Here is a 25,664-nt window from a genome sequence, read left to right on the forward strand (position 1 = left end):
TCGGGTGGGGTCGCTAGCATGATCCTTGTGGCCTGGCCCTTCCGATTATCGTGCCCATGGTGACCGGTGGTGCGGGACCGTTTGCCCACGGTGGGGAGCCGTGGCGGGTTCGGGTGCGGGACGCGGATGGGCGCGTACTCGGCGCCGGAGTCCTGGTTGATCGGGCGCGGGTCCTGACCTGCGCCCACGTCGTTCTCGGCGTCCAAGATCTGGTCGTAGATCTGGTCGCGTTGCCCGGGCAGCCGAGTTCGGTCGCACGCATCGCGAAAGACCTCTGCGTTCCCCCGACCGACGACGAGCGTGGGGACGTCGCCCTCCTGGAGTTGGACAGTCCGCAGCCGATCGAGGCCGTCGCCAAGCTCCGGCGGGTCGCGCTGACCTGGGATCGGGCCGTGCACGCCCTCGGGTATCCGCTGGGCAGTGGCCTGGAGATCGGCGTCTGGAGCCGGATGACGCTGGCGGGCGCGGCGGGGGCCGAGTGGCTGCAGATGAACCGACGATCGGCTGAGGACCAGCGCGTTCGCGCCGGTTTCAGTGGGGCCGGGGTCGCCGATGACGAGACCGGCGATGTGCTCGGCATCGTCGTCAGCGAGTACACCCACGACGCGGCCGGGCTTTCCTGGATGTTGCCGGTCGAGGCGATCGTGGCGCACCTGCCGGTGGTCGAGCAGTGGGTGGTCGGGGACAGCGGGATCGACCCCATCTTCCGTGGCCCCGGCGAACTGGTCGGGCAGGCCGTCGAGCTGGCCGAGTGGATTCGGCGTCGACACGACGGGGCCGCTGTCCTGATCGTGCTGGGCCCGGAGGTCGACGCGGTTCGGCGGGCGGTGGCGGTGTCGAGTCGGGGGTCGGTGGGGGAGTCGGTCGGCGGGGTGGATCTCGCGCTGGATGTCGAGGGGTGTTCGGTCGACGAGGTTTCGCGCCGGATCGTGGACCGGGCCGGGCTGGCGGTGGGCGGTGCGACCGCGAGTGAGCGGCTGCGGGCCGGGGCGCCGCCGATGACGATCGTGGTCGACGGGGTGGACGCGGCCGAGGAGCCGCACGCGCTGGTCGACGACGTCCTCAAACCGTTGGTGGGAAACGGAACTCGGCTGGTGCTCGGGTTTCGACGGAATGAATCCGCCAGCCTTGACGCGGCGCGGGAACTGGCCGATCACGCGGTGACCGCTCGGCTCGACGCTTTGGCGCCGCGGGTGGCGGCGTTGGCAGAAGGGGCGGACGGGGAGGCGTGGCGGCTGGATCTGAGTCTGCTGCGCAAAGCGGCGGCGGTGGATTCGGGGCTCGTGGCGGGCAAACTCGCCGAGTTCGAGCGGCGGGTGCGCAGGGCGGAGCGGCGGGCGCGGAAGGCGCGGTCGCGCAGTGGCGCGGTGGCCGACGATCGCGGGCTGCTGAGCGCGTGGTTCGCGATGGCGGCGGCGGCCGGGCTCGCCGAGCACCCTGGGCTGTCGCGGGTGTACCGCAAGGCCGACGACCTGCTGGCCGCCGATCCGGTCGACCCCGACGCCGTGCACGCGGCGGTGCGGGCCTATCAGCAAGCCGTGCGGCAAGCTCTGGCGGAGGGGAACCGATGACCGCGTGCACCAGGTTCGGCTGTGTCGGGTCGATCGATGAGACCGGCTACTGCGACACCTGCGGCCACCCGCCGCAGGCGCAGACCGAGTCCACCCAGTCGTCCACGACCGGCTCGCGCAGGCCCCGCGACGGCGACCCGTTCTCGCTGCCGGTGTTCGACTTCCCCGATCCGTCCAGCCGCATCATGCGGGAGTTCCAGATCCCGCAGCGGCTGCGGCGCTGCGCCAATCCGGACTGCCCCGACCAGCGCGTCCTCCCGCCTTTGCCGTCCGGCTTCTGCCTGTCCTGCGGCACCCCGTACTCCTTCAAGCCCAGCCTCGACCCCGACACCGTCGTCGGCGGCCAGTACCAGGTCAAAGGCTGCATCGCCAGCGGCGGGCTCGGCTACATCTACCTGGCCAGCGACACCCAGCTCGACGACAACCCTGTTGTCCTCAAAGGACTGATCGACGTCGGCGACGCCGATCTGGCCACCGCCGAGCGCCAGGCGCTGACCACGATCGACCATCCGAACATCGTGCGGATCTTCAACTTCGTCAGCCACCCCGACCCGCACGTGGGCAGCCGCGCCTACATCGTCATGGAGTACGTCGACGGGTTCGTGCTCAGCGAGGTCGCCGCCCGGTCCCGGCACGGCGGCGAACCGCCCCTTGGGGAGCCGCTGCGGGTCGAGCACGTCATCACCTGCGGGCTGCAGATCCTGGCCGCGTTCGAATACCTGCACGACCGGGGAATGCTCTACTGCGACCTCAAACCGGAGAACGTGATCATCCGCTCCGGCAGGCACGGCGAGCGCGGGAACCGGATCAAGCTGATCGACCTCGGCGGCGTGCGGCGCATGGGCGACCGGACCAGCCCGGTCGTCAGCACCCCCGGCTTCCAGGTCCCCAAGGCGGAGATCGCCGAACGCGGGCTGACTGTGGCCTCCGACCTCCACACCGTGGGCGAGACACTGCGCCAGCTCTACCTCGCCACCGCCGACCGCACCGGCCAGCACGGCGGCGCGACCGACCAGCCGCGCATCGCCGTGGGGATCGAGTCGTTCCTGCGGGTCTGCGCCAGGGCCAAGCACACCGACCCGGACAGCCGGTTCCCCTCCGCGTCCGACATGGCCGAACAGCTGCGGGGCGTGCTGCGGGAAGTCGCCTCGCTGCGGGACGGCAAGCCGCGGCCCGACCAGTCGGAGCTGTTCGACCCGTTCGGCATCCTGCTCGGCGACGCGCTCGGCCAGGTGCCGCCGCTGAGCCGGTGGCTCGACCGGCCGCGGGGCGTGGCCCTGACCGACCTGCCGCTGTCCGACGGCAGGCCCACCCCGGCCGCGGTCGCCGTCGGGCTGCCCGCGCCCCGGGTGTTCACCGACGACCCGGCCGCCGACTTCCTCGCCGCCGACCTGCGCGACGCCGACGAGGCGCACCGGGTGCTCGCCAAACTCCAGCAGGCCGACCCGCACACCGTCGAGTCCGCGCTGGCCCGCTGCCGGGCGGGCCTCGCCGCGGGCGACTGGATAGCGACCAACGACGGCTTGGCGGAGGCCAAGAGCTTGGCCGACGACTGGCGAATCCCGTGGCACCAAGGCTTGGTGCACCTCGCCGGAGCTGACATCAAGGCCGCGGCCAAGTCGTTCGACGCCGTCTACGCCGACCTGCCCGGCGAGGCCGCGCCCAAACTCGCCCTGGCCTTCTGCGCCGAACACGACGGCCGCCGCGCTGACGCGGAGGCGCACTACTCGGCGGTGTGGCGGCGAGACCGGTCCGCCGTCAGCGCCGCGTTCGGGCTGGCCCGGCTACGGCTGGCGGCGGGGGAGCGGCAGGCCGCGGTGAACCTGCTCGACGAGACCCCGTCGGTGTCACGGCACTACGACGCCGCGCGGATCGCCGCGGTCCGGGTGCTCAGCGGCGTCCTCGACGGTGCCCGGCCGACGGCGGCCGACCTCGACGCCGCGACCGCGCGGCTCGCCGCGCTCTACCTCGACGGCGGCGCCCCGACCGGCCAGTCCCGCACCCGGCTCGACACCGTCGTGCTGGAGGCCCGCCTCGGCGCGAGCCCGACCGGCGCGGACGAGGTCGCGCTGCGCACCCGGCTGGAGGTCTGCTACCGGGCGCTGGCCCACCAGTCCGGCACCCGCGACCACCACTCCGACCTGGTCGACCTGGCCAACGAGCACCGCCCGCTCACCCTCACATGAGCCGAAGGGAAGACGACCCCGTGGAGAACCCACCCGGCTTCAGCATGGTGGTCAGCCAGAACGCGTATCTGTCCACAGAGGACGACGAGGCGCACGCGGCGCTGGTGGTCACCGCCACCGGCGCGGCGGCGTCGGGCTCGGCCAAGGTCGCGCAGGTGATCGCGATCGACTGCTCCGGCTCCATGGCTCAGCCGCCCACCAAGATCAACGCCGCCCGTCGGGCCACCAGGGCCGCGATCGACGCGCTGACCGACGGGTCGCTGTTCGCCGTCATCGAGGGCACCGACGAGGCCCGGCAGGTCTACCCGGCCGAGGGCATGGCCGAGGCGACGATCCGGACCAGGGCCGAGGCACGCGAGGCCGTGCAGGGCCTGCGCGCGTGGGGCGGCACCGAGATCGGCAAGTGGCTCACCATGGCCCACCGCCTGCTCGCCCCGCACGACACCGCCGTCCGGCACGTCATCCTGCTCACCGACGGCTGCAACAACGAGCCCCCGCACGTGCTCGACCGGGTCCTCGCGGTCTGCCGCTCGGCGTTCTCCTGCGACGCGCGCGGCATCGGCGCAGACTGGGATCCCCGGGAGCTGCTGCGGATCTCCGAGGCACTGCACGGCAGCGCCGACGCGGTGCGACAGCCCGCCGAACTGGCCGCCGACTTCGCGGCTATGACTCGCGCCGCGATGGCGAAGCTGGTCCCGGAGCTGCGGATCGTGGTCCGCACGACCGGGTCGACCCAACTGGGCTTCCTCCGCCAGACCCACCCCGCCGAAGCCGACCTGACCGGCGAGCAGATCGCCCCCGGCGCGATGTCGTTCACCACCGGCTCGTGGGCCGCCGAGACCCGCGAGTACCACCTGCGCCTCGCCGTCGACTCCACCGGCCACACCCTCGACACCGACATCCGCGTCGCCCGCGTCGACTTGGAAGTCCGCAAACCCGGCACCACCGAGTTCGTCCGCGCGTGCGCGCCGAAGGTCGTCCTCGCGCACTGGACCGACGACCTCACCCAGTCCAGCCGAATCGACCCGCTGATCGCCCGCTACACCGGCCAGACAGATCTCCGCCTCGCGGTCCTGCGCGGCTGCGACGCCCACGACAACGGCGACCTGGTCACCGCGGCCGCCGAGTGGGGCAAGGCGGTGGCGCTGGCGACGCGGCTGGAGAACGAGAAGGTGCTGACCCGGCTGCTGCGGCTGGTCGAGCCGGTCGGCGACCCGGCGGCGGGCGTGGTCCGGGTCAAGGACGAACTGCTGGCCGTGGACCTGCGGTCGGTGGCCGTCGGGTCGACCATGTCGAGCCTGAGCAGCATCGACTCGTCCCTGGTGTCGGCGGCCTCCGACCGCGGCGCCCCGCTGCCGTCCGCGCCCGCCGAACCGGACGTGACCTGCCCGAACTGCGCCAACACCTGGCCCGCCACCGCCGCCTTCTGCGGCGCCTGCGGCAGTCCGCTGAACTGAGAGAGCCCACATGCCTGATTTCGAACTCGCCCGCTTCCCCCTCGCCAACGGCGGCTCCGTGATCGTCGAGGTCGACGGCCACGCCGAGGTCGCGCGCGCGGGCAGGCCCGCCCGGGTCGTGCGCGAACTGCGCGGCGCCCTGGGCAACGCCGTCGCCCACGTCAGCGACGCCGCCGCCGAGGCGCTGGCCCAGTTCACCGCCATGTCCCGCCCGCCGGACGAGGTGGAACTCAAGTTCGGGATGAAACTCGACGTCGAGGCGGGCGCGGTGATCGCGCGGACCGGTGTGCAGGGCCAGTTCGAGGTCAAACTCAAGTGGCGGCGCGACGACATCCCCGTCGAGGAGGAAGTGGTCGAGGAGTCCTAGGGCAGACAGATGTCGGGCGGCAACGGAAGCTCTCGGCGTCGGCAGTGTCAGGGCCGGTAGATGTTGGGTGGCAATGGAAGCCGGTGTCTCGCGGGCACCTCCGCGAACCGCGCGTCGTAGGCGCGTTGGAGGCTGCCGTCGTCCATCATCTCGCCGAGCACGCGGTTGACGAACCGCACCAGGTCGATCTGGTCGTCCTTGCCGCTGACCGCGATCCCGGCCTTGCCGAGGCCCTTGCCGTCGTCTGAGTCGTGGTAGTCGAGCAGCACCGTCCCCGGGTCCTGCTGCTGGTATCCCTTCAGGATCAGCACATCGGTGTAGATCGCGTCGACCAGACCGCGCTGCAGCAGCATCAGGCACTCGCTGGTGTCGGCGACCGCGACCGGGATGATCGGCTCGCCCGGCCCCGTGGCCTGCTGGTCGCGCAGCTCGATCATCTCGTCGCTGTTGGTCGTCCGCCTGCCGGAGCAGACCTTCCGCCCGCGCAGGTCGGCGGGCCCGGTCACGTCCTTGAGCCCGGTGCGCACCAACAGGCCGCTGTTGGTGGACAAGTACGGCATGGAGTAGGTCAGCCCGTAGGTCCGCTGCCGCTCGCAGGTGATGCTCACGTCGGCGATCACCAGGTCGACGTGCGGGATCTCCTTGCCCGCCGGGTCGGCCCGCCGCGCGGCGTCGTTGGCATCGGTGTCCAGGGCCGTGAGGCGGCTGCCGGTCGGCAGGGTGATCAGGCGCAGCCGCGGATCGCCCGGGGTGTAGCCGGTGAGCAGCGCGGCGGCGATCCGCTGGGCGATGTCGATCTCGAACCCCACCAGCTCGCCGGTCACCAGGTCGCGCTTGCTGAAGAACGGCGCGGTCTGGCTGACGCCGACCACCAGCTCGTTCTTCTCGCGGATGCGCCTGACCTTGTCCCCGGTCGGCCTGCCGTCGTCACCGCGCGGCCCCTCCCGCGGGTCGCGCGTGGTCAAATCGCACGTCTCGGGCTGGCTCCTCTGCGGCGACTCGGTGTACCCGTCGGGCAGCACCGGCGGCGCCGCCCGGTCCGACCGCGGCTGCGGGGCGGGCGCGGAGCACGCCGCGAGCGCGGCGATCACGGCGAGGACGAGCGCTGCCTTCATCGGTAGTACTCCAGGATCCGTCGGCGCAGCCCCCACACGGCCGCCGCGGCGGCGGCGAGCATGAGCGCCGGGAACACCAGGTCGAACCGGCCCAGCGCCGACCGCGCCGAGTTGGTCGACTCCCGTGCCTTGGCGGTGTGCTTGTCGATGAGTTCGGTGAGCGCCCGGTCGAGCCGCTCGGCGTGTGTGCGGCCGTCGTCGGCGTTGACCTGGGTGACCATCACCGCGAGTTCCTGGAACACCGGCGGCGTCTGCCCGTCGGACTGAGCCTGGGCCAGCAGCGGGCGGTCGTGGTCGCGCCACGCCCGCAGCGCCGCGGCCGCAGGCGCCACCTCCGCGGCGTCGCCCACCGAGCCGAGCAGCGTGTCGATGCTGCTCAGCTTCGTCTCCAGGGTGGCGATGTCGCCGACCTTCGGGAAGATCAGGATGCGCGCCTCGACGCCGTCGGCCTCCCGGCCGAGGTTGCGCGCCTCGGCCAGCGGGGCGACCAGGTGCTCGACGGCGTCCGCGCCGTCGTCGCCGTGCGACCCGGCGATCGCGACGCCCGCCGACAGCCACACCAGCGCTCCCACGGTCAGCACCGTCGCCGCGGCCATCCCGCGGTTCACCTTGCGCCGCGTTCGCTTGTATACGAACCCCTGCGTCCACAGCAGCAGGACCAGCGTCGCCACCCCCGCGCCGAGCGTCAGCCAGGGCGTGTCACCCGCGGCCCGCTGCGCGGCGACCAGCGCCGAGGTCTGCTCCGCGCGCAGCGCGTTCGCCTCCGGCAGCATCCGGTTGCGCACCAGATGTGACGCCTGGGCCAGGTACGACGTGCCGACCGGGTTGCCCGCGTGCAGGTTCGTCCAGCCGGTCTCGACCAGGCGCGAGTACTCGGGCAGCAGGTCGGTGATGGTCCGCACCTGCTCGCGCGGCCGTTCGTCGACCCCGCGGGTCGCCGCCCCGCGCAGCGCGTCGGCGGCGTCGAAGATGTCCTCGCGGAACCCCGCCCGCACCGGCACCGCGCGCTGCGGGTCGACCAGCACGGCGTTGAGCGCTGCGGCGTCGGCGTCGGCGAGCCCGCGGTAGACGTCCAGCGCCGCCGATGTCAGTTCCCCTTGGCGCGCAACGGCTTCGTCGAGCTGTCCCTGCCGCTGCGCCACCGCGGCCCAGCCGAGCCCGCCCACCACGAGCGCGGCCACCGCGACCGCGACGGCGCAGGAGGTGAACTTGCCCTCGGTCCGACGCAGAAACGCCTTGGCGTTGCCGATCCGGGATGACCTCACCGCGTGCACACCCCCTGACTCCGCGTACTCGATCATCATTGCCCATCGGGCGGCGCGGCGGACCCGTTTCGGTGATCCGGAAACTTTTCTCGGCGGACCTGTCGATTCGGCCGGGTGCCGGTCGTCGGTTGGGTGAAGCGGCGGACAGGCGCCGACACCGAGACCGCAAGGAGATCGTCATGGGCAAGCTGGTTGTCACCGAGTTCGTCTCGCTCGACGGCGTCATCGAGGACCCGGGCGGCGCCGAGGGCTTCGAGCACGGCGGCTGGAGCTTCAAGAACCCCGCCCCCGACGGCGACGCGTTCAAGTTCGAGGAACTGATGGCCGCCGACGCCCAGCTGCTGGGCCGCAAGACCTACGAGGCCTTCGCCGCCGCCTGGCCGGAGATGACCGACGAGGCCGGGTTCGCCGACAAGATGAACTCCATGCCCAAATACGTCGTCTCCACCACCCTGACCGAGGCCACCTGGAACAACACCACCGTCATCGCCGACAACGTCGCCGAAGAGGTCGCCAAGGTCAAAGCCGCCCACGACGGCGACATCCTCATCGCGGGCAGCTCCGTGCTCATCGACACCCTCCGCGAACACGACCTCATCGACGAATACCGCCTGATGGTCCACCCGGTCGTCCTCGGCACCGGCAAGCGCCTCTTCAACAACAGCGCCGCCGACCTCGAACTCGTCGAATCCCGCAACGTCGGACCGAACGTGCTCCTCCAGACCTACCGGCCCGCCGCCAAGACCGAGGAGTGAACCGCGGTAGGTCACCGCTAGTAGTCGTGGCCCGTTCGGGTGGTTCGTCTGGTTCCAAAGGGGTAACAGATTCACCCGATCGGCGACGTCTCTGGTGTTCGCATCCGACTTGGAGGCACACCCATGAGGCGTCGTGGAACCGTCCGGGCTGCGGTCCTGGCGGCAGTAGTTCCCCTGTTCCTGGGCACCGCGGGTGTTGACGCGGTCGCCGCGCCCGCCGGACCCGATCTGCGTGGGGAGACCCTGTCCCCAGCCGATCGGGTGACGGCGGACAAGTCGCCGACCAGCCGACTGGCCAAGACCGACCCGTCCCTGCTGGGCCGCACCGACAGCGCGCCCGTCCCAGTCCTGATCAAACTGGACTACGACTCGACGGCCACCTACGCGGGCGGGCGCCGGGGCCTGGAAGCCACCAGCCCGTCGGTCACCGGCAAGAAGCTCAAGGACAAGACCGCCGCCCAGCAGAAGTACGACGCCTTCGCGGCCGACCAGGAGAAGGCGTTCGCCGCCGAACTCGCCAAGCGGACATCGCAGGCCACGATCGGCCGCTCGCTCCGCACGGTCTACGGCGGCGTGTCGGCCACGGTGCCCGCCAACAAGATCGCCGACATCCTGGCGATCCCCAACGTCGTCGCGGTCCAGCAGGACTCGATGAACCACATCCTCACCGACTCCAGCCCCCAGTTCCTCGGCGCGCCGAGCGCGTACAACCAACTCGGCTCCACGGCGAACGCGGGCCGGGGCGTCCTCTACGGCAACCTCGACACCGGCGTCTGGCCGGAGCACCCGTCCTTCGCCGACCTGGGCAACATGCCCGCACCGCCCGCGCCGTCCAGGGAGTGCAACTTCGGCGACAACCCGCTGACCCCGGCGGTCGATGTCTTCGTCTGCCAGCGCAAGCTCGTCGGCGGCGCCCACTTCACCGACACCTACGACATCCTCCAAGGCGACGACGTGTTCGCGGGAACGGCCCGGGACAGCAACGGGCACGGCACCCACACCGCGTCCACGTCCGCTGGAAACATCGTCAGCAACGTGACCGTCCTCGGTCGCGCGCAGGCGCCGATCCACGGCATCGCCCCTGGCGCGTGGGTCATGGAGTACAAGGTCTGCGGTCCCGCGGGCTGTTTCCCCTCCGACACCACAGCCGCGGTCGGCCAGGCCATCCTCGACGGCGTCGACGTGATCAACTATTCGATCTCCGGCGGCGAGGACCCGTTCACCGACCCGACCGAACTGGCCTTCCTCGACGCCTACGCCGCCGGCGTGTTCGTCTCGGCCTCCGCGGGCAACTCCGGACCGGGCGCGAGCACCGCGTCGCACCTGTCGCCGTGGGTGACCACGGTGGCGGCCTCGACCCAGACCCGCGAGTTCGCCTCCACGCTGACCGTGACCGCGTCGAACGGTGACACCTTCACCGCCGACGGCGCCTCGATCACCCCCGGCGCGGGACCGGCTCCGATCGTCCTCGCGAGCGACGCGCCGTACTCGCGTCCGCTGTGCGACGCGCCCGCCGCACCGGGCACGTTCACCGGCAAGATCGTGGCCTGCGAGCGCAGCCCTGGCCGGGTGCTGAAGGGATTCAACGTCCTGCAGGGCGGTGCGGTCGGCATGGTGCTCTACAACCCGACCCTCGCCGACGCCCTCACCGACACCCACTGGCTCCCGGTGGTCCACCTGCCCAACGGCACCGGGTTCCTCGGCTTCATGGGCACCCACACCGGGGAGACCGCCCAGTTCACCGCGGGCCAAGCCCGTGCGGGCCAGGGCGACGTCATGGCCGCGTTCTCCTCGCGTGGCCCCGGCGGCCACTTCATCAAGCCCGACGTCACCGCGCCCGGCGTGCAGATCCTCGCCGGTGATACCCCGGTCGTCGAGTCGGTCAGTTCCGGGCCGGGCGGCGAGTACTTCCAGGCGATCGCGGGCACGTCGATGTCCTCCCCGCACACGGCGGGCGCGGCCATCCTGCTGAAGGCGATCAACACCGGATGGACACCCGGCCAGATCAAGTCCGGCCTTATGACCACCGCGAACACCAATGTGGTCAAGGAAGACCTGGTGACCAAGGCCGACCCGTTCGACCTCGGCGCGGGCCGCATCGATCTCAACAAGGCATGGCTCCCCGGCCTGACCTTCGACGAGACCGCGACGAACATGGCGCTGCTGGGCAACGACCCGCTCAACGCCGTGCACCTCAACATCCCGTCGGTCAACGCGAAGGTGATGCCGGGCAAGCTGAGCACCGTCCGCACGGCCAAGAACGTCAGCGGGCAGAAGGTGCGCTACAACGCCGAGACGACCGCCCCGGCCGGGGCGACGATCACGGTGCAGCCGAGGAACTTCACCCTCGACCCCGGCCAGTCGGTCCAGCTCACCATCACCATCGAGTCGCAGGCCGCCCCCGCGCAGTACTTCGGCGAGGTCCGGCTTGTGCCGACCAAGATGGGTGTCCCGACGCTGCACCTGCCGGTGGCCTACAAGACCGGTCAGGCGGCGCAGGTGACGCTGGCGAGCGAGTGCTCGCCCGCCGCGGTCGCGGTCAACGGGATCAGCACCTGCCAGGTCACCGCGACGAACAACTCGTTCGACGACACGACGGTCAACCTGACCACCAGGCTCAACAACAAGCTCAGGGTGGCGGGCGCGACCAACGCGACCATCGTCAACAACCGCACGGTGCAGAAGCTGAACGTCCCGCTCGCGGGCGCCATCCCCGGCGTGCCGTCGGTCGATCCCGGGGAGCTGTTCGGCTACATCCCGCTGTCCGCCTTCGGGATCACGCCGACGCCGATCGGTGACGAGGAACTCATCAACTTCAACGTTCCGGCGTTCGTCTACAACGGAGTCACCTACAGCCGGGTCGGCGTCGACTCGAACGGGTACCTCGTCGCGGGCGGCGGCACCGCCGAGGACAACAACTGCTGCGACCTGCCATCGGGCGCGAGCCCAGCCCGGCCGAACAACATCCTCGCGCCGTTCTGGACCGACCTCGACGGCACCGGGCGGCCCGGCGTCTACGTCGGCGTGCTCACCGACGGCGTGAACTCGTGGCTCGTCTTCGAGTACCAGGTGAACGTCTTCGGCACCGCGTCCGGACGGGTGTTCCAGGTGTGGATCGGCATCGACGGGACGCAGGACATCACCTTCGCCTACAACCCGGCGGACCTGCCCGCGCACCCAGGCCAGCCGTTCCTGGTCGGCGCGGAGAACAACCTGGGCGGCGGCGACGTCGCCGCGGTCCTGCCCACCGGTGACCTGCGGGTGACGAGCTCGGCGCCGACGCCGGGTGCCTCGGTCTCCTACACGGTCAGCGTGCGGGCGACGGAGCCCGGGACCGGCACGGTCACCACGGAGATGACCGGACCGGACCTGCCAGGCACGACGGTGGTCCGAACGGATATCGCGATCAGCTGACCGGTCACGGCCGATGAATTGACCGGTCACGGTGGCCCGGCGGAGTCCCGCCGGGCCACTGTGACGTCACATACCGGCAGTGCTGGACTTGGCGGCGCGGCGGGAGCCGACCGAGCCGAACGTCTCGCGGTCGGCTAGGAAGCCTTCCAGGGCGAAGGTGGCCGCGCCGAGGCTCACGGGGTTGTCCGTCAACGCGCTGAGCCGCAGTGTCACCTGGCTGAACGGGTCCGACATGGCCTGTTCGGCGGCGACCTGACGGGCGGTTCGCAGGAGTGGTTCGCCCAGGTGGGTGGCGATCACGTTGCCCAGGACCATGGTCCGCGGGTTGAACAGGTTCACCAGGGTGGCGATCGCGACGCCCAGGTAGCGGCCGGTCTGGTCGACCACCCGCTGGGCCACCGGGTCGCCGTCGGCGAGGTCCTTCGCCAGGGCCGGGAGGATGTCGGCCTGGGCGCCGGTCAGCAGTCGGCTGGCGGGGTCGGCCTCCCGGATGGTCTCCATGATCCCGTAGACGCCGACGTACGCCTCGACGCAGCCGCGTCGACCGCAGCGGCAGTGGCGGCCGTCGAGGATGAGCGAGGTGTGGCCCCACTCGCCCGCGCTGTTGGAGACGCCTCGGTACAGGGCGCCGTCCACGGCGATGCCGACGCCGACACCGGAGCGGAGGGTGATGACGATCAGGTCGTCGACGTCGCGGCCCGCGCCGAACCAGAGCTCGGCGACGGTGCTGGCCTTGAGGGGGTTGTCCAGGAAGAGCGGGTAGGAGAGGCGCTCTTCCATGAGGGTTTTGAACGGGATGTCGCGCCAGGACCAGTAGGGCGAGAACACCGACACACCGCCCTCGGGCTCCACCAGGCCGGGCACGCTCAGGCCGACGCCGAGCACCCGGTCGGTGTCGGGGCCGACGACGTCGGTCACGCCGCGGGCGATGAGGTCGGCGAGGTCCTCCGGCTGGGTCGCGGCGGGGTCGACGGGGAGCTCGGCTGACCGCAGGACCGTCATGCCGAGGTCATACAGCTCCACGTGCACGGCGGTCTCGGCGATGTCCACCCCGACCAGCACGCCGCGGTCCGGGTTGATGGCCAGCTGGGCGCGGGGCCTGCCGCCGTTCGACTCGTCGTGGCCCATCTCGACCAGGACACCGACGTCGAGCAGCTCGGAGATCATGTTGCCGACCGTGGCGAACGACAGCCCGGTGGCGTTGGCGATGTCCTGCCTGCTGGTGTGTCCCGGAGCGGCGTAGACCGCCTGGAGCACGCTGAACCGGTTGCGCCGTCTGATGTCGCGCGCCGTCAAGTGGAACACGGGTGCCGCCCCCTGCTTGGTGCCTGTTGCCGCAGACAGTGTCAGAAATTCTTCTTACGAGAGTATTTACAACACTTATCTTAAGTCATAGTGTGCCTCCCGTCACCCTCTTCAAGCCAGACCGATCGAAGGAGTTCCCCGATGTCGTGGACCCGCATGAGCCGTGGCACGGCTGTGCTGTGTGGGCTGTCGTTGACGTTGGCCGCCGCGGCGTGTTCGTCGGGCAAGGAGTCTGGTTCGCAGCCCGCGGGGCAGGCGAAGGACGGCAAGATCACGATCGTCTACGCGCAGAAGCAGGGTGATCAGGAGTACTTCATCGGCGAGGCCGAGGGCGCCAAGGCCAAGGCCGCCGAGCTGGGCATCGACCTGAAGGTCGTCAACCTCGGCAACGACGCCAACAAGGCCGTCACCGAGGTGCAGAACGCGATCAACCAGAAGGCATCCGGCGTCATCGTCGTGGTCCCGGACCCGTCGGTCGGCCCGCAGCTGGTGCAGCTGACCAAGTCGGCCAACGTGGCGCTGCTGACCTCCGATGACCAGGTGTGCACCAACGGCCCGGACCCGACAGCGTGCGCCAAGGAGAACCTGGTGCCGCGCATCGGGTTCAGCGGCGAGCAGATGGGCGCCGAGGTCGGCAAGCGGGCGGGTGAGGACTTCAAGAAGGCCGGGTGGAAGCCCGAGGAGACCGCGATCATCGAGGCCTGGAAGCAGGACGTGACGGTCTGCACCGACCGGGTCAAGGCCAACCAGAAGGCGTTCAAGGAGACCGCCGGGGTCGACGTCAAGGTGATCGAGGTCGGCACCGACAACACCCCGTCGGACGCGCAGAACAAGATCTCCGCGACCGTGTCGGGAAACCGGTCGGTGAAGAACTGGATCGTCATGGGCTGCAACGACGAGAACGTCTCCGGCGGCGTCACCGCGATCCAGAACGCGGGCTACTCGGCGGACAACGTGCTTGGTGTCGGCCTGGGCGCCTACCTGGCGTGCAAGGAGTGGCGCGGCGGCAAGCCGACCGGGTTCAAGGCGGCGCTGTTCATCAACGGCAAGGACGTCGGCGCGCTGTCGGTGCAGACGATCTACGACTTCATCAAGAACGGCAAGGCCATGCCCGCCGAGGCCTTCGCGCCCACCACGATGGTCGACGCGACCACCTGGCAGCAGGCAGGCGTCAAGTGCGCGTGACCGAAGGGCTGCGGGTCACCGGCGTGGCGAAGAGCTTCGCCGGTGTCCACGCGGTGCGCGAGGTGAGTGTGGACTTCCCGGCCGGGGCGGTGACCGCCCTCATGGGCGAGAACGGTGCCGGGAAGTCCACCCTCATCAAGATCCTCGGCGGCGACCACCTCCCGGACCGGGGTCGGCTCGAGCTCGACGGCGAGTCGCTCGAGCTGACCTCTCCAGCCGACGCCCGCGCCGCGGGCATCCGGGTGATCGCCCAGGAGCCGGAGATCGTGCCGCACGTGTCGGTCGCCGAGAACGTCTACCTCGGCGCCCTGCCGCGCAAGGTGGGCCGGATGATCGACCGGGCGGCCCTGCGTGAGCGGATGCGCGCGGACCTCGCCCGGCTGGGTTTCGATGGCGCGCTGAACCCGGACACGATCGGTTCGAAGCTGACCCCCGCGCAGCGCCAGCTCGTGGAGATCATGCGGGCGCTCACGACCGACGCCAAGGTGATCGCCTTCGACGAGCCGACCTCGTCGCTCTCGGAGCACGAGGCGGAGGCGTTGTTCGCGCTGATCGGCAGGTTGCGGGACCAGGGCATGGCCGTCATCTATGTGTCGCACCGGATGCGGGAGATCCTGCGGCTGGCCGACCACGTGGCGGTGCTGCGCGACGGGGCGCTCGTGGGGGTGCGCCCGGTCGCCGAGACGACCGACGCGGAGATCGTGCGGATGATGGTCGGCCGCGATCTGTCCACTGTGTTCACCCGCTCGCACGGCGAACCCGGTGACGTCGTCCTCGACGTCGACAAGGTCACCACCGACGACGTGACCGACGTGAGCCTCACGGTTCGCGCCGGTGAGGTCGTCGCGCTGGCCGGGCTCGTCGGGGCAGGCCGCTCCGAGTTGGCCGGTGCGCTGGTCGGGGACCTGCCGATCGTGTCGGGCGAGGTGCGGGTCGACGGCAAACGGGTCCGCCTGCGGTCACCGCGTGACGCGGTCCGCGCCGGGTTCGGCTACGCGCCCGAGGAGCGCAAGGCTCAAGCGCTGCTGCTGCACCGCGGCGTGCGGGACAACATCTCCCTGGCCATGCTCGACCGGCTGCGCACCGCCCGGATCGTCCGGCGCGGCGAGGAACGCGCGCTCGCCAAGAAGTACGTCGAGCAGCTGCGCGTGCGCACGCCCTCGATCGAGCAGGAGGTGCGCAAGCTCTCCGGCGGCAACCAGCAGAAGGTCGTGCTCGCACGCTGGCTGGCCCGCAAGCCCAAGGTGCTCATCCTCGACGAGCCCACCCGCGGCGTCGACATCGGCGCCAAGATCGAGATCTACCGGGTCATCGACGAACTCGCCGCCTCGGGCGTCGCCGTGCTCGTGATCTCCTCCGAACTGCCCGAGGTCCTCGGCCTGGCCGACCGGATCGTGGTCATGCAGAGCGGCCGCGTCACGGGCGAACTCGCTCGCGCCGAGGCCACCGAGGAAGCGGTCCTCGCACTGGCCATGGCCGAAGACCTGGCAACGTCCATGAAGGAAAGCCCATGACCCGCCACCACGGCATCGAGGTTGACCGCGCCCTGGCCACGGCCGACGACCTGTCCACAAAGGAAGCGTCATGACACGTCAACTCGACCAGGAGGTGGAGCCCGCCGTGACCCCGGCCGACCCACCAGCCCCCAACGCCGCACGCCGTGTCCTGCACGCGATCGGGCCGGGCAACCTGTCCCTCATCGGCGCGCTGATCGTGGTCGTGGCGATCTTCGGCTCGCTCAACTCCGGCTTCCTCGACCTGGCGAACCTCGCGGGCATCGGTGAGGCGGTCACGGTGTTCGGCCTGCTGGCCGTCGTCCAGACCGTCATCATCATCTGCGGTGCCCTGGACATCTCGGTCGGCTCGCAGGCTGGCATCGCCTCGGTGGTCAGCGCGATGGCGTTCACCGCCACCGGCAGCAACGCCTTCGTCGGCATCCTGGCCGCCCTCGGCGTCGGGATCGTCGTGGGCGCGGTCAACGGGCTGATCATCGTCTACGGGCGGGTCAACCCGGTGATCGCGACCCTGGCCACCCTCGCGGCCTACAAGGGTCTGGCGCAGCTGATCTCCGGCGGCAAGGCGCAGGGTTTCGTGCTCGACAACGACCTGTTCATCTTCATCGCCCGCGGCAAGATCGCGGGCCTGCCGGTGCCGATCATCATCCTGGCCGTCGTCGCGCTCGGCATGCACATCCTGCTCAAGTACACCGACATCGGCCGCAACATCTACGCCATCGGCGGCAACGACACCGCCGCCCGCCTGGCCGGTATCAACATCAACAAGTACCTGATCGCCGTGTTCATGCTCGCGGGCGTCGTCTCGGCCATCGCCGGGATCATCCTGACCGCCCGCACCGGCTCCGGCCAGCCTGTTTCCGGCAGCGAGGGCCTCGAACTCAAGGCGATCACCGCGGCCGCCCTCGGCGGCTGCGCGCTCAAGGGCGGCAAAGGAACGATCGGCGGCACCCTGCTCGCCGTCGTGCTCCTCGGCGCGCTCGACAACGGCCTCAACGTCGTGGGCGTCAACACGTTCTGGCAGAACGTGGCCCAGGGAACGTTGTTGGTCGCCGCGGTGGTGATCCAGCAGCGCCGCAGCGGCGAACGAGCGGTCGGACTCCCTGCCTGACCGTTCGGGTTTTTCCCCTTCCCGCAAAGAAAGGATCGAGATGCGCTTCCCTGCGAAGCTCGCCTGCGCGGCGGCCGTGACGGCCGTCGTGTCGGGTGTGCTTGTCGTGGTCTCGACATCGGCGTCGGCGACGGCACCGGTTCCGGGCAACACGCTGGCGGCGACCCCGCCGATGGGCTGGAACAGCTGGAACAAGTTCAAGTGCGACATCGACGAGGCGAAGATCAAGTCGGCGGCAGACGCCATGGTGTCCTCCGGCATGGCCGCCGCGGGATACAAGTACGTCAACATCGACGACTGCTGGGCGGAGCGCGACCGCGACGCCAACGGCAACCTGGTGCCACACCGGACGGCCTTCCCCAACGGCATCAAGGCCGTGGCCGACTACATCCACAGCAAGGGCCTCAAGGTCGGCATCTACTCCAGCGCGGGCGACCGGACCTGCACCGGCAGGCCCAATGAGGGCCAACAGCCCGGCTCGATCGGGTTCGAGCAGAAGGACGCCGACCAGTGGGCGTCCTGGGGCATCGACCTGCTGAAGTACGACAACTGCGGCAACCGGCAGGGCAAGTCCAACCTCGAGCGCTACACCGCCATGGGCAACGCGCTGCGCAACACCGGGCGCGACATCGTCTACAGCCTCTGCAACTGGGGTGAGGTCGACCCGATCGGCGGTGGCCCGTACATCTTCGGTCCCACCGTCCGCGGCAACCTGTGGCGCACGACCTTCGACATCTCCGACAACTGGGGTGTCGTGGTGAGCCTGCTCGACCAGCAGAAGGGCCTGGAGCCCTTCGCCAAGGTCGGCGGCTGGAACGACCCGGACATGCTGGAGGTCGGCAACGGCAACCAGACCGAGACCGAGTACCGCTCGCACTTCAGCCTGTGGGCGGTGCTCAACGCGCCACTGATCGCGGGCAACGACCTGGCGGCCATGACCCCGGGGATCAAAGCCATCCTGACCAACCCCGACATGATCGCGGTCAACCAGGACTGGGGCGGCTCCCAGGGCAGGCTGCTGCGTGACTACGGCAACGGCACCCAGGTGTGGGGCAAGCCGATGGCCGACGGCTCGGTCGTGGCGGTCCTGTTCAACCGCAACACCGCCACCACCACGGTGAGCACGACGGCGGCGGAGATCGGCCTCGGCGGGTCCAGCTCCTACGGTTTGAAGGACCTGTGGTCGAAGGCGACGACGACCTCCACCGGCGCCATCAGCGCTTCTGTCGCCGGCCACGGCGTCGTCGTGTTCAAGGTCAGCCGCGCGGGCTCGACCGCCGCCGCACCCGCGGCGGGCACCCACCAGCTCGGCGACCTGGCCTGGCTGGCCTCGTCCAACAGCTGGGGGCCCGTCGAGCGCAACACCAGCAACGGCGAGTCCGCCGCGGGCGACGGCAAGCCGCTGAACATCGGCGGCACCGCCTACGCCAAGGGCCTGGGCGCGCACACCGACTCCGCGGTGCACGTCTACCTCGGCAATGCCTGCCAGCGGTTCGAGGCCAAGGTCGGCATCGACGCCGAGTCCGGCACCAACGGCAGCGCGCGCTTCCAGGTGTACGGCGACGGCGTGCTGCTCGCCTACACCGACGTGCTCAAGGGCGGCGCCCCCGCGGTCACGATGTCGGTTCCCACCAAGGGATACCGCACGCTGGAGCTGCGGGCCACCGACGGCCGCGACGGCAACGGCTACGACCACGCCGACTGGGCCGACGCGAAGATCACCTGCGCCGCCCCGTCGAACGGCTCACACGCCGGTGACCGCACGTGGACCTCGTCGACCAACGGCTGGGGTCCGGTCGAGCGCAACGCCAGCAACGGCGAGACCGCCGCGCTCGACGGCACCGTGCTCACCCTCGGCGGCGTCCGCTACCGCCACGGCATCGGCGCGCACGCCGACAGCACCGTCGTGCTGCCGGTCAACGGCGCCTGCCACGGCTTCGACGCGCTCGTCGGCCTCGACGTCGAGGTGAACTCGGCCTCGGCGAGCGTGGTGTTCGAGGTCGTCGCCGACGGCACCACCGTCTACACCAGCCCGACTCTCCGGGCAGGCCAGACGGCGCCGGTGGCGGTGGCCCTCAACCGGCCCGCGTCGGTCTCGCTCGTTGTCCGCGGCACCGCCGACGGCAACGGCTACGACCACGCGGACTGGGCGGGAGCACGCCTGTCCTGCGACTGACCCATCCACGGCCCGGTCCCGCGCGCACCTGCCCGCGCGGGACCGGGCCTCCTACCAAGAGGAAGCGATGATCAAGCTCTCGGCGACCCGCGGGTTCGTCCCACCCGGGCAGCTCTCGGAGGGACCGGTCTGGGACCGGGCCCACCAGGAACTGCTGTGGGTGGACATCCCGGCCGGTCACATCCACTCCGCCACCATCGGACCCGACCTGGTGCACCGCGCGACCGTGACGCTCGACCGTCCCGTCGGCGCGGTGCTGCCGTGTGTGTCGGGCGGGCTGCTGGCTGCGGCCGGTGACGCGTTCGTGTTCCTCGACCGGGACGGCACGGTGACCGAGACGGTCCCGCTGCCCGGCCCCCAGGACGGGCTGCGGTTCAACGACGCGAAGGTGGACCCGCGGGGCAGGCTGCTGGCGGGCACGATGTCCTACGCCGAGGAGACCGGCAGCGCCGCGCTGTACCGGCTCGACCCCGACCGGACGGTGACCACGCTGCGCGCCGACGTGACGATCTCCAACGGTCTCGGCTGGAGCCCCGACGGCGGCACCCTCTACTACGCCGACAGCCCCACCCAGCGGGTCACCGCCTACGACTACGACCTCGACACCGGCACCATCAGCGGCGCGCGCACCTTCGCCGCGTTCGACGACGGTGTGCCGGACGGGCTGTGCGTCGACCGCGACGGCACGGTGTGGGTCGCGGTGTGGGGGACCGGGCAGGTCCGCGCGTTCGACCCCACCGGGCGGGCGGCGGCGGTGGTCAACGTCGGCCCGTCGCAGGTGTCCAGCTGCGCGTTCGCCGGGCCGGACCTCGACGTCCTGGTGATCACCACGGCCGCCCAGGGCCCGGCGGCGAGCGAGCCGAACGCCGGGCGGCTGTTCACCTGCGTTCCCGGTGCCACCGGCCTGCCGGTGACCCCGTTCGCCGACACGAGGCTGGTGATCGCCGGTGATTGACCCACCCGTCATCGCGATCCTGCGCGCCGACTCCGCGACCCGGTTCGCCGAGGTCACCGCCACGCTCCGGGCGGCGGGGGTGCAGGCCGTCGAGTTCACCCTGTCCACCCCGGGCGCCCTCGACGCCCTGCGCGAGTGCGCGGACCTCGGACTGGGGGCGGGCACCGTGCTGACCGCCGCCGACGCCGCCCGCGCGGTCGACGCGGGCGCGCGCTACTTGATCACCCCCGCTGTGTGCGCCGAGGTGATCGCCGAGGGCCGCCGTCTCGGCGTTCCCGTGTACGCGGGAGCGCTCACCCCCAGCGAGATCCTCGACGCGTGGACCGCGGGCGCGTCGATGGTCAAGGTCTTCCCGGCGTCCTTCGGCGGCCCGGGATACATCTCCGCGATCCGCGCGCCGCTGCCGCACATCCCGCTTGTGCCGACCGGCGGCATCGGCGTCGCCGAGGCGAAGGCGTACCTCGACGCGGGCGCCACCGCCGTCGGCATGGGCGGTCCGCTGGTCGGCGACGCGTGCGTGGGCGGCAGCCTGGCCGCGCTGCGTGAGCGTGCGCTGGAGCTGGTGGAGGCACTGCGATGACGGACCTGATCACCCTCGGCGAGGCCATGGGTGTCATGGCGGCCACCGAGACCGGCCCGCTCACCTCGGGATCGGCCATGCGACTCGGTTTCGCCGGGGCGGAGGCCACTGTCGCGATCGGGGTCAGCCGCCTAGGCCACCAATGCGCGTGGATCGGCAGCGTCGGCGCCGACTCGATCGGCACGATGGTGCTCGACCGGCTGCGGGCCGAGCGCGTCGACATCGCGGGCTGCCGCACCGCCGACCAGCCGACCGGCCTGATGATCCGGGAGCGGCGCACCGCCGACCGGATCCGCGCGTCGTACTACCGCAAGGGATTCGCCGGATCGCTCCTGTGCGCCGCGGACATCGCCGCGGACCGGATCGGAACCGCGCGGGTGCTGCACCTGACCGGCATCACCCCGGCGCTGAGCGAGTCTGCACGCACCGCGGTGCGGGCCGCGGTCGACGCGGCGGTGGCGGCCGGGGTGACGATCTCGCTCGACCTCAACTACCGCGCCGCGCTCTGGCCGCGCGCCGAGGCGGCGGCGGAGTTGGCGCCGCTGGTCGCGGTGTCCGACATCGTGTTCGCCAGTGACGACGAGGCCACGCTGCTCGTGCCCGACGCCGATCCCGTGGGCCTGGCCAAGTCGCTCGCCGCGCTCGGGCCGGGGCAGGTCGTGCTGAAGCTCGGCGCTGCCGGCGCGGTCGCGCTGGTGGACGGCGAGTTGGTCGATCAGCCCGCGGTGCCGGTGACCTGCGTCGACCCGATCGGCGCCGGGGACGCGTTCGTCGCCGGGTACCTGTCGGGGGTGCTCGACGGGCTGCCCGTCGCCGACCGCCTGCACCGCGCCGCCACGTGCGGCGCGTTCGCCGTGTCCGTGGTCGGCGACTGGGAGGGGCTGCCGTCGCGCCGCGAACTCGAGCTGCTCGGTGGGTCCGATGTCAGCCGCTGAGGAAAGGAACATGATGAGTCGACTCGCCGACAAGGTCGCCGTGGTCACCGGGGCGGCCTCCGGCATCGGCGCCGCCACCGCGCACCGGCTGGCCGCCGAGGGCGCGGCCGTGGTCGTCGCCGACATCACCGCCGACGCGGGGGAGGAGGTGGCCGCCAAGATCCGCGCGGCGGGCCACCGTGCCCGCTTCGTCCACTGTGATGTGTCTATTGAGGACTCGTGGTTGGCGCTGCGTGACCAGGTGGGTGCGGTGGACGTGCTGTGCAGCAACGCGTCGATGCAGGCCGTGGTGCCCGCACACGAGCTGCCCCGCGCCGCTTGGGACCGCGACATCGCGGTGAACCTGACCCCGCTGTTCCTCGGCGCGCGCACGTTCATCGACGGCCTGCGCGCCCGCCGGGGCAACATCGTGGCGATGTCGAGTGTGCACGCCCAGTTCGGGCTGCCCGGGTTCCCCAGCTACGCCGCGGCCAAGGGCGGCCTGTGCGCGCTGGTCCGGCAGCTCGCGGTGGAGTACGGGGCCGACGGCGTGCGGGTCAACGCCGTGCTGCCCGGCCCGATCCTGACCCCGGTGTGGGACGGCGTGGACGAGGCGGGCAGGCGCCAGTCCGCCGAGGCCACCGCGCTGGGCCGGATGGGATCGCCGGAGGAGGTCGCCGCGGCCGTGGCGTTCCTCGCCTCGGCAGACGCGGCCTACCTCACCGGCACGAACCTGGTCGTCGACGGCGGCTGGAGCATCAAGAAGGAGTCGCAGTGAAGATCGCTGTGCTGGTCACGGGTCGCCTCGGTGACGCTGGTCTGTTCATCGTCAAGGAGTCGCAGTGAAGATCGCTGTGCTGGTCATGGGTCGCCTCGGTGACGCTGGTCTGTTCATCGTCAAGGAGTCGCAGTGAAGATCGCTGTGCTGGTCATGGGTCGCCTCGGTGACGCTGGTCTGTTCATCGTCAAGGAGTCGCAGTGAAGATCGCTGTGCTGGTCATGGGTCGCCTCGGTGACGCTGGTCTGTTCATCGTCAAGGAGTCGCAGTGAAGATCGCTGTGCTGGTCATGGGTCGCCTCGGTGACGCTGGTCTGTTCATCGTCAAGGAGTCGCAGTGAAGATCACCGCCCTAACCACCTACCTCGTCGCGCCGCGCTGGTGCTTTCTGAAGGTGGAGACCGACGAGGGTGTCACCGGCTGGGGCGAACCGGTGATCGAGGGCCGCGCGCACACGGTCGCCGCCGCGGTCGCCGAGTTGGCCGACTACCTGGTCGGCAAGGACCCGATGACCATCGAGGCCCACTGGCAGACGCTCACCAAGGGTGGCTTCTACCGGGGCGGCCCGATCCTGTCCTCCGCGATCGCCGGGATCGACCAGGCACTGTGGGACATCACCGGCAAGGCGCTGGGTGTCCCGGTATGGCAGCTGCTCGGCGGCGCGGTGCGCGACCGGGTGCGCATGTACAGCTGGATCGGCGGCGACCGCCCGGACGACGTCGCCGCGGCGGCGGTGGAGAAGCAGCAGCAGGGCTTCACCGCGATCAAGATGAACGGCTCGGCGGAACTGGAGCTCATCGACACCCCGCGCGCCACCCGCGCCATCGCCGACCGGGTCGCCGCCGTGCGCGACGCCTGCGGCGACGAGTTCGACATCGCCGTCGACTTCCACGGCAGGCTGTCGCTGCCGATGGCCCGGCGCGTGCTGCCGCTGCTGGAGCCGTACCTGCCGTTCTTCGTCGAGGAACCCCTGGTCCCGGAGTGCAGCGACCAGCTCGGCGAGATCACCCGCTCGACCTCCATCCCGATCGCGACGGGGGAGCGGCTGTTCTCCCGCTGGGACTTCAAGAACGTGCTGCGCTCGGGGGTGGCGGTCGTGCAGCCCGACCTGTCCCACGCGGGCGGCATCTCGGAGGTCCGCCGGATCGCCGCCATGGCCGAGACCTACGACGTCGCGCTGGCCCCGCACTGTCCACTGGGGCCGATCGCACTGGCGGCGAGCCTGCAGGTCGGCTTCGCCTCGCCGAACCTGCTGATCCAGGAGCAGAGCCTGGGCATCCACTACAACGCGGGCTCCGACCTGCTGGACTACCTGGTCGACCGCGACGTCTTCACCTACCGCGACGGCTACGTGAGCAGGCTGGACGGCCCGGGGCTGGGCATCGAGGTGGACGAGACCGCCGTCCGCCGCGCCGCTGAGGTCGGCCACCGCTGGCGCAACCCGGTGTGGACCAGGAAGGACGGCTCCCTGGCCGAGTGGTGAGGCTCAGCCGCGGCGCAGGACCGTGGCTGCCTTGGTGGCGGCGCGGGCCTGCCTGCGGTGGCCGTGTTTCTTGAGGTACCACCCCAGCCACGCCAGCGACTCCGCCAGTCCCGCGAGGTTGTCGCTCGGGTGGCTGTCGTCCAAGGTGTTGACGATGTCGACGGCTTCCGTCGTCAGGCCGGGTACCTCGGCGAGACGGTCCAGGCGGGCGTGGCGCAGGGCGAGGTTGGCCAGCGCGGTGGCGAGGCCCGTGGGCGAGTCCAGCTTCCGCTGTAGGGCAACGGCTTCCTCAGTGGTCTTGAGGGCTTCCTCGTGTCGGTCGTTGTCGCAGTAGCGGATGCCGAGGCTGTTCACCGACCGCGCCAGGCCCGCCGGGTCCGCGATTTCCCTATAGAGCGCAACGGATTCCTCCGTCGCGGCGAGGGCCTCCCGGTGGCGGGCGAGCGCGGCGAGGCGGTTGCCGAGGCTGTGCAGCGAGTCGGCGAGCAGGGGGCGGTCGAGCAGTTCGCGGTGCAGGCCGACCGCCCGCTCGGTCGCGGCGAGCGCCGCCGCTGGATCGCCGCGCCAGGCGTGGACGAGACCGAGGTTGTGGAACGCCTTGGCCAGGCCGGGTTTCGAGTCCGCGGCGCGGCACCGGGCCTCGACGTCCCGCAGTACGGCGATCGCCTCGTCGAACCGGCCCTCGGAGGCCAGCCGCAGGCCGTGGTCGTTGAGCTGGTCGGTCGACACGCGGGTCGGCTCGCCATCGTCGCTGACAGTTATACCGTTCTTGCTGAACAGGGCCGTGCTGTAGGTGATGAACTCGGGGTTGTCGCGGGCGAACTCGCGGTAGAGGGTGGCCGCTTCCTCGCGGACCGGACGCGCCTCGTCGGCGCGGCCCAGCTTCGTCAGCTCCTGTTCGAGCCCGACCAGCGTGGCCCAGTACGCGAACGAGTGTCCGTCCGGCAGCCCGCGGTACCGGTCGACGGCGGCCTTGAGCTTGGCGGCCGCCTCCTCATGGTCGCCGAGGTCGCTGAGGGCCAGGCCCAGATCGGCCAACGCGGACGCGTGCGCGGCGGCGTCCGGCAGCCGCTCCCGGATGGCCGCGGACTCCCGTGTCACGGCGACCGCCTCCGCCCGCCTGCCGAGCTCGGCGAGCTGGTTGCCCAGATTGGCCAGCGCGGCGGCCAGCAGGGGCAGGTACGCCCGGTCGGTCGTGGCGAGCTCGCGGTAGAGGACGACGGCTTCCCGCACGACGTCGTGGGCCTCGGCCCGGCGGCCGTGCAGTCCGAGACCCATGGCGTAGTGGTTGAGCGACTCCGCGAGGTCTTGGCGCACCCCGAGCCGCCTGCGGACCTCGATGTCCTCGCGCAGGACCGCGTCCAGCTCGTCGAACCGGTCCGGGTGCCGGGTGAGTACCGCGCCGAGGTTGTAGAGCGCGGTGCCGAGATCGGCCAGGTGGCGGTCGGGGTCGACCGCGGCCAAGCGTCGGTAGTGCTCGGCGGTTCGTTCGGCGTCACGCAACTCGCTGTCCGGCATCGGTTCCCCCTCGATG

Annotated in this window: 19 protein-coding genes; 15 read left to right on the plus strand and 4 right to left on the minus strand. The window is 71.0% G+C overall.

The genetic code is table 11. From position 1 onward, the window contains the following. Positions 1-56: 56 nt before the first annotated feature. From ACSHT8_RS30945 to ACSHT8_RS30960, 4 genes are read left to right on the plus strand one after another with little or no spacing between them, the layout of a single operon-like run. Positions 57-1,571: a S1 family peptidase gene (locus ACSHT8_RS30945; RefSeq protein ID WP_436494977.1), complete on the plus strand. Its 1,515-nt coding sequence runs from the start codon at positions 57-59 to the stop codon at positions 1,569-1,571. Continuing rightward, the gene (locus tag ACSHT8_RS30950) at positions 1,568-3,757 is read left to right on the plus strand and encodes a tetratricopeptide repeat protein (protein WP_436494979.1); all 2,190 of its coding nucleotides are present in this window, start codon (positions 1,568-1,570) and stop codon (positions 3,755-3,757) included. Before ACSHT8_RS30945 ends, ACSHT8_RS30950 begins: the two co-directional genes overlap by 4 nt. Next, complete coding sequence (locus ACSHT8_RS30955) at positions 3,754-5,214, plus strand: VWA domain-containing protein (protein WP_436494981.1); 1,461 nt, start codon at positions 3,754-3,756, stop codon at positions 5,212-5,214. Before ACSHT8_RS30950 ends, ACSHT8_RS30955 begins: the two co-directional genes overlap by 4 nt. Positions 5,215-5,224: 10 nt before the next feature. Further along, positions 5,225-5,581, plus strand: coding sequence for a CU044_2847 family protein (locus ACSHT8_RS30960; RefSeq protein WP_436494983.1), 357 nt, complete (start codon positions 5,225-5,227; stop codon positions 5,579-5,581). Between the two features lie 47 nt (positions 5,582-5,628). On the opposite strand, the gene ACSHT8_RS30965 is transcribed toward ACSHT8_RS30960, so the two are convergent. Then, a complete protein-coding gene (locus ACSHT8_RS30965) occupies positions 5,629-6,696 on the minus strand; it encodes a transporter substrate-binding domain-containing protein (protein ID WP_436494985.1) in 1,068 nt (355 codons plus the stop codon). Continuing rightward, positions 6,693-7,961: a hypothetical protein gene (locus ACSHT8_RS30970; RefSeq protein ID WP_436494987.1), complete on the minus strand. Its 1,269-nt coding sequence runs from the start codon at positions 7,959-7,961 to the stop codon at positions 6,693-6,695. Before ACSHT8_RS30970 ends, ACSHT8_RS30965 begins: the two co-directional genes overlap by 4 nt. 179 nt (positions 7,962-8,140) lie before the next feature. Between ACSHT8_RS30970 and ACSHT8_RS30975 the strand changes: the two genes are divergently transcribed. Together ACSHT8_RS30975 and ACSHT8_RS30980 are read left to right on the plus strand one after the other, a co-directional pair. Next, positions 8,141-8,716, plus strand: coding sequence for a dihydrofolate reductase family protein (locus tag ACSHT8_RS30975; protein ID WP_436494989.1), 576 nt, complete (start codon positions 8,141-8,143; stop codon positions 8,714-8,716). Positions 8,717-8,839: 123 nt separating this feature from the next. Continuing rightward, positions 8,840-12,130 carry a S8 family serine peptidase gene (locus ACSHT8_RS30980; protein WP_436494991.1) on the plus strand — a complete coding sequence of 1,097 codons (3,291 nt, stop codon included), beginning with the start codon at positions 8,840-8,842 and terminating at the stop codon, positions 12,128-12,130. A 66-nt stretch (positions 12,131-12,196) separates the two neighbouring features. On the opposite strand, the gene ACSHT8_RS30985 is transcribed toward ACSHT8_RS30980, so the two are convergent. Next, entirely contained in the window at positions 12,197-13,435 is a 1,239-nt protein-coding gene (locus tag ACSHT8_RS30985; protein WP_436494993.1) for an ROK family protein, read from the minus strand. A gap of 141 nt (positions 13,436-13,576) precedes the next feature. On the opposite strand from ACSHT8_RS30985, the gene ACSHT8_RS30990 reads away from it, so the two are divergent. The 9 genes from ACSHT8_RS30990 (at position 13,577) to dgoD (ending at position 24,130) form a co-directional block, all read left to right on the plus strand. Beyond that, the gene (locus ACSHT8_RS30990; protein ID WP_436494995.1) at positions 13,577-14,620 is read left to right on the plus strand and encodes a substrate-binding domain-containing protein; all 1,044 of its coding nucleotides are present in this window, start codon (positions 13,577-13,579) and stop codon (positions 14,618-14,620) included. Then, the gene (locus ACSHT8_RS30995) at positions 14,611-16,134 is read left to right on the plus strand and encodes a sugar ABC transporter ATP-binding protein (protein ID WP_436494997.1); all 1,524 of its coding nucleotides are present in this window, start codon (positions 14,611-14,613) and stop codon (positions 16,132-16,134) included. Before ACSHT8_RS30990 ends, ACSHT8_RS30995 begins: the two co-directional genes overlap by 10 nt. 70 nt (positions 16,135-16,204) lie before the next feature. Then, positions 16,205-17,245, plus strand: coding sequence for an ABC transporter permease (locus ACSHT8_RS31000; protein ID WP_436494999.1), 1,041 nt, complete (start codon positions 16,205-16,207; stop codon positions 17,243-17,245). 40 nt (positions 17,246-17,285) lie between these two features. After that, on the plus strand, positions 17,286-19,421 hold the full coding sequence (locus tag ACSHT8_RS31005) for an NPCBM/NEW2 domain-containing protein (protein ID WP_436495000.1): 2,136 nt from the start codon (positions 17,286-17,288) through the stop codon (positions 19,419-19,421). 67 nt (positions 19,422-19,488) lie between these two features. Beyond that, complete coding sequence (locus tag ACSHT8_RS31010; protein WP_436495002.1) at positions 19,489-20,376, plus strand: SMP-30/gluconolactonase/LRE family protein; 888 nt, start codon at positions 19,489-19,491, stop codon at positions 20,374-20,376. Beyond that, positions 20,369-20,956 (plus strand): bifunctional 4-hydroxy-2-oxoglutarate aldolase/2-dehydro-3-deoxy-phosphogluconate aldolase, encoded by a 588-nt coding sequence (locus tag ACSHT8_RS31015; protein ID WP_436495004.1) that lies wholly within the window; start codon positions 20,369-20,371, stop codon positions 20,954-20,956. Before ACSHT8_RS31010 ends, ACSHT8_RS31015 begins: the two co-directional genes overlap by 8 nt. Beyond that, entirely contained in the window at positions 20,953-21,891 is a 939-nt protein-coding gene (locus ACSHT8_RS31020; protein ID WP_436495006.1) for a sugar kinase, read from the plus strand. Before ACSHT8_RS31015 ends, ACSHT8_RS31020 begins: the two co-directional genes overlap by 4 nt. Before the next feature lie 10 nt (positions 21,892-21,901). Next, complete coding sequence (locus ACSHT8_RS31025) at positions 21,902-22,648, plus strand: SDR family NAD(P)-dependent oxidoreductase (RefSeq protein WP_436495007.1); 747 nt, start codon at positions 21,902-21,904, stop codon at positions 22,646-22,648. A 336-nt stretch (positions 22,649-22,984) separates the two neighbouring features. After that, positions 22,985-24,130: a galactonate dehydratase gene (gene dgoD, locus ACSHT8_RS31030; RefSeq protein WP_436495009.1), complete on the plus strand. Its 1,146-nt coding sequence runs from the start codon at positions 22,985-22,987 to the stop codon at positions 24,128-24,130. Positions 24,131-24,133: 3 nt separating this feature from the next. On the opposite strand, the gene ACSHT8_RS31035 is transcribed toward dgoD, so the two are convergent. Then, positions 24,134-25,648 carry a tetratricopeptide repeat protein gene (locus tag ACSHT8_RS31035; RefSeq protein WP_436495011.1) on the minus strand — a complete coding sequence of 505 codons (1,515 nt, stop codon included), beginning with the start codon at positions 25,646-25,648 and terminating at the stop codon, positions 24,134-24,136. Positions 25,649-25,664 lie beyond the last annotated feature (16 nt).

Origin of the sequence: Actinokineospora sp. HUAS TT18 (assembly GCF_051364635.1) — a bacterium.
Lineage (GTDB): Bacteria > Actinomycetota > Actinomycetes > Mycobacteriales > Pseudonocardiaceae > Actinokineospora.

Bases quoted from the DNA above. Each gene is read 5' to 3' on its own strand.
- ACSHT8_RS31005 (WP_436495000.1), top strand. From the start codon at position 17,286: ATGCGCTTCCCTGCGAAGCTCGCCTGCGCGGCGGCCGTGACGGCCGTC.
- ACSHT8_RS30990 (WP_436494995.1), top strand. From the start codon at position 13,577: ATGTCGTGGACCCGCATGAGCCGTGGCACGGCTGTGCTGTGTGGGCTG.
- ACSHT8_RS30945 (WP_436494977.1), top strand. From the start codon at position 57: ATGGTGACCGGTGGTGCGGGACCGTTTGCCCACGGTGGGGAGCCGTGG.
- ACSHT8_RS30950 (WP_436494979.1), top strand. From the start codon at position 1,568: ATGACCGCGTGCACCAGGTTCGGCTGTGTCGGGTCGATCGATGAGACC.
- ACSHT8_RS30955 (WP_436494981.1), top strand. From the start codon at position 3,754: ATGAGCCGAAGGGAAGACGACCCCGTGGAGAACCCACCCGGCTTCAGC.
- ACSHT8_RS31000 (WP_436494999.1), top strand. From the start codon at position 16,205: ATGACACGTCAACTCGACCAGGAGGTGGAGCCCGCCGTGACCCCGGCC.
- ACSHT8_RS30960 (WP_436494983.1), top strand. From the start codon at position 5,225: ATGCCTGATTTCGAACTCGCCCGCTTCCCCCTCGCCAACGGCGGCTCC.
- ACSHT8_RS30980 (WP_436494991.1), top strand. From the start codon at position 8,840: ATGAGGCGTCGTGGAACCGTCCGGGCTGCGGTCCTGGCGGCAGTAGTT.
- ACSHT8_RS30975 (WP_436494989.1), top strand. From the start codon at position 8,141: ATGGGCAAGCTGGTTGTCACCGAGTTCGTCTCGCTCGACGGCGTCATC.
- ACSHT8_RS30965 (WP_436494985.1), bottom strand. From the start codon at position 6,696: ATGAAGGCAGCGCTCGTCCTCGCCGTGATCGCCGCGCTCGCGGCGTGC.
- ACSHT8_RS31020 (WP_436495006.1), top strand. From the start codon at position 20,953: ATGACGGACCTGATCACCCTCGGCGAGGCCATGGGTGTCATGGCGGCC.
- ACSHT8_RS31025 (WP_436495007.1), top strand. From the start codon at position 21,902: ATGATGAGTCGACTCGCCGACAAGGTCGCCGTGGTCACCGGGGCGGCC.
- ACSHT8_RS31035 (WP_436495011.1), bottom strand. From the start codon at position 25,648: ATGCCGGACAGCGAGTTGCGTGACGCCGAACGAACCGCCGAGCACTAC.
- ACSHT8_RS31010 (WP_436495002.1), top strand. From the start codon at position 19,489: ATGATCAAGCTCTCGGCGACCCGCGGGTTCGTCCCACCCGGGCAGCTC.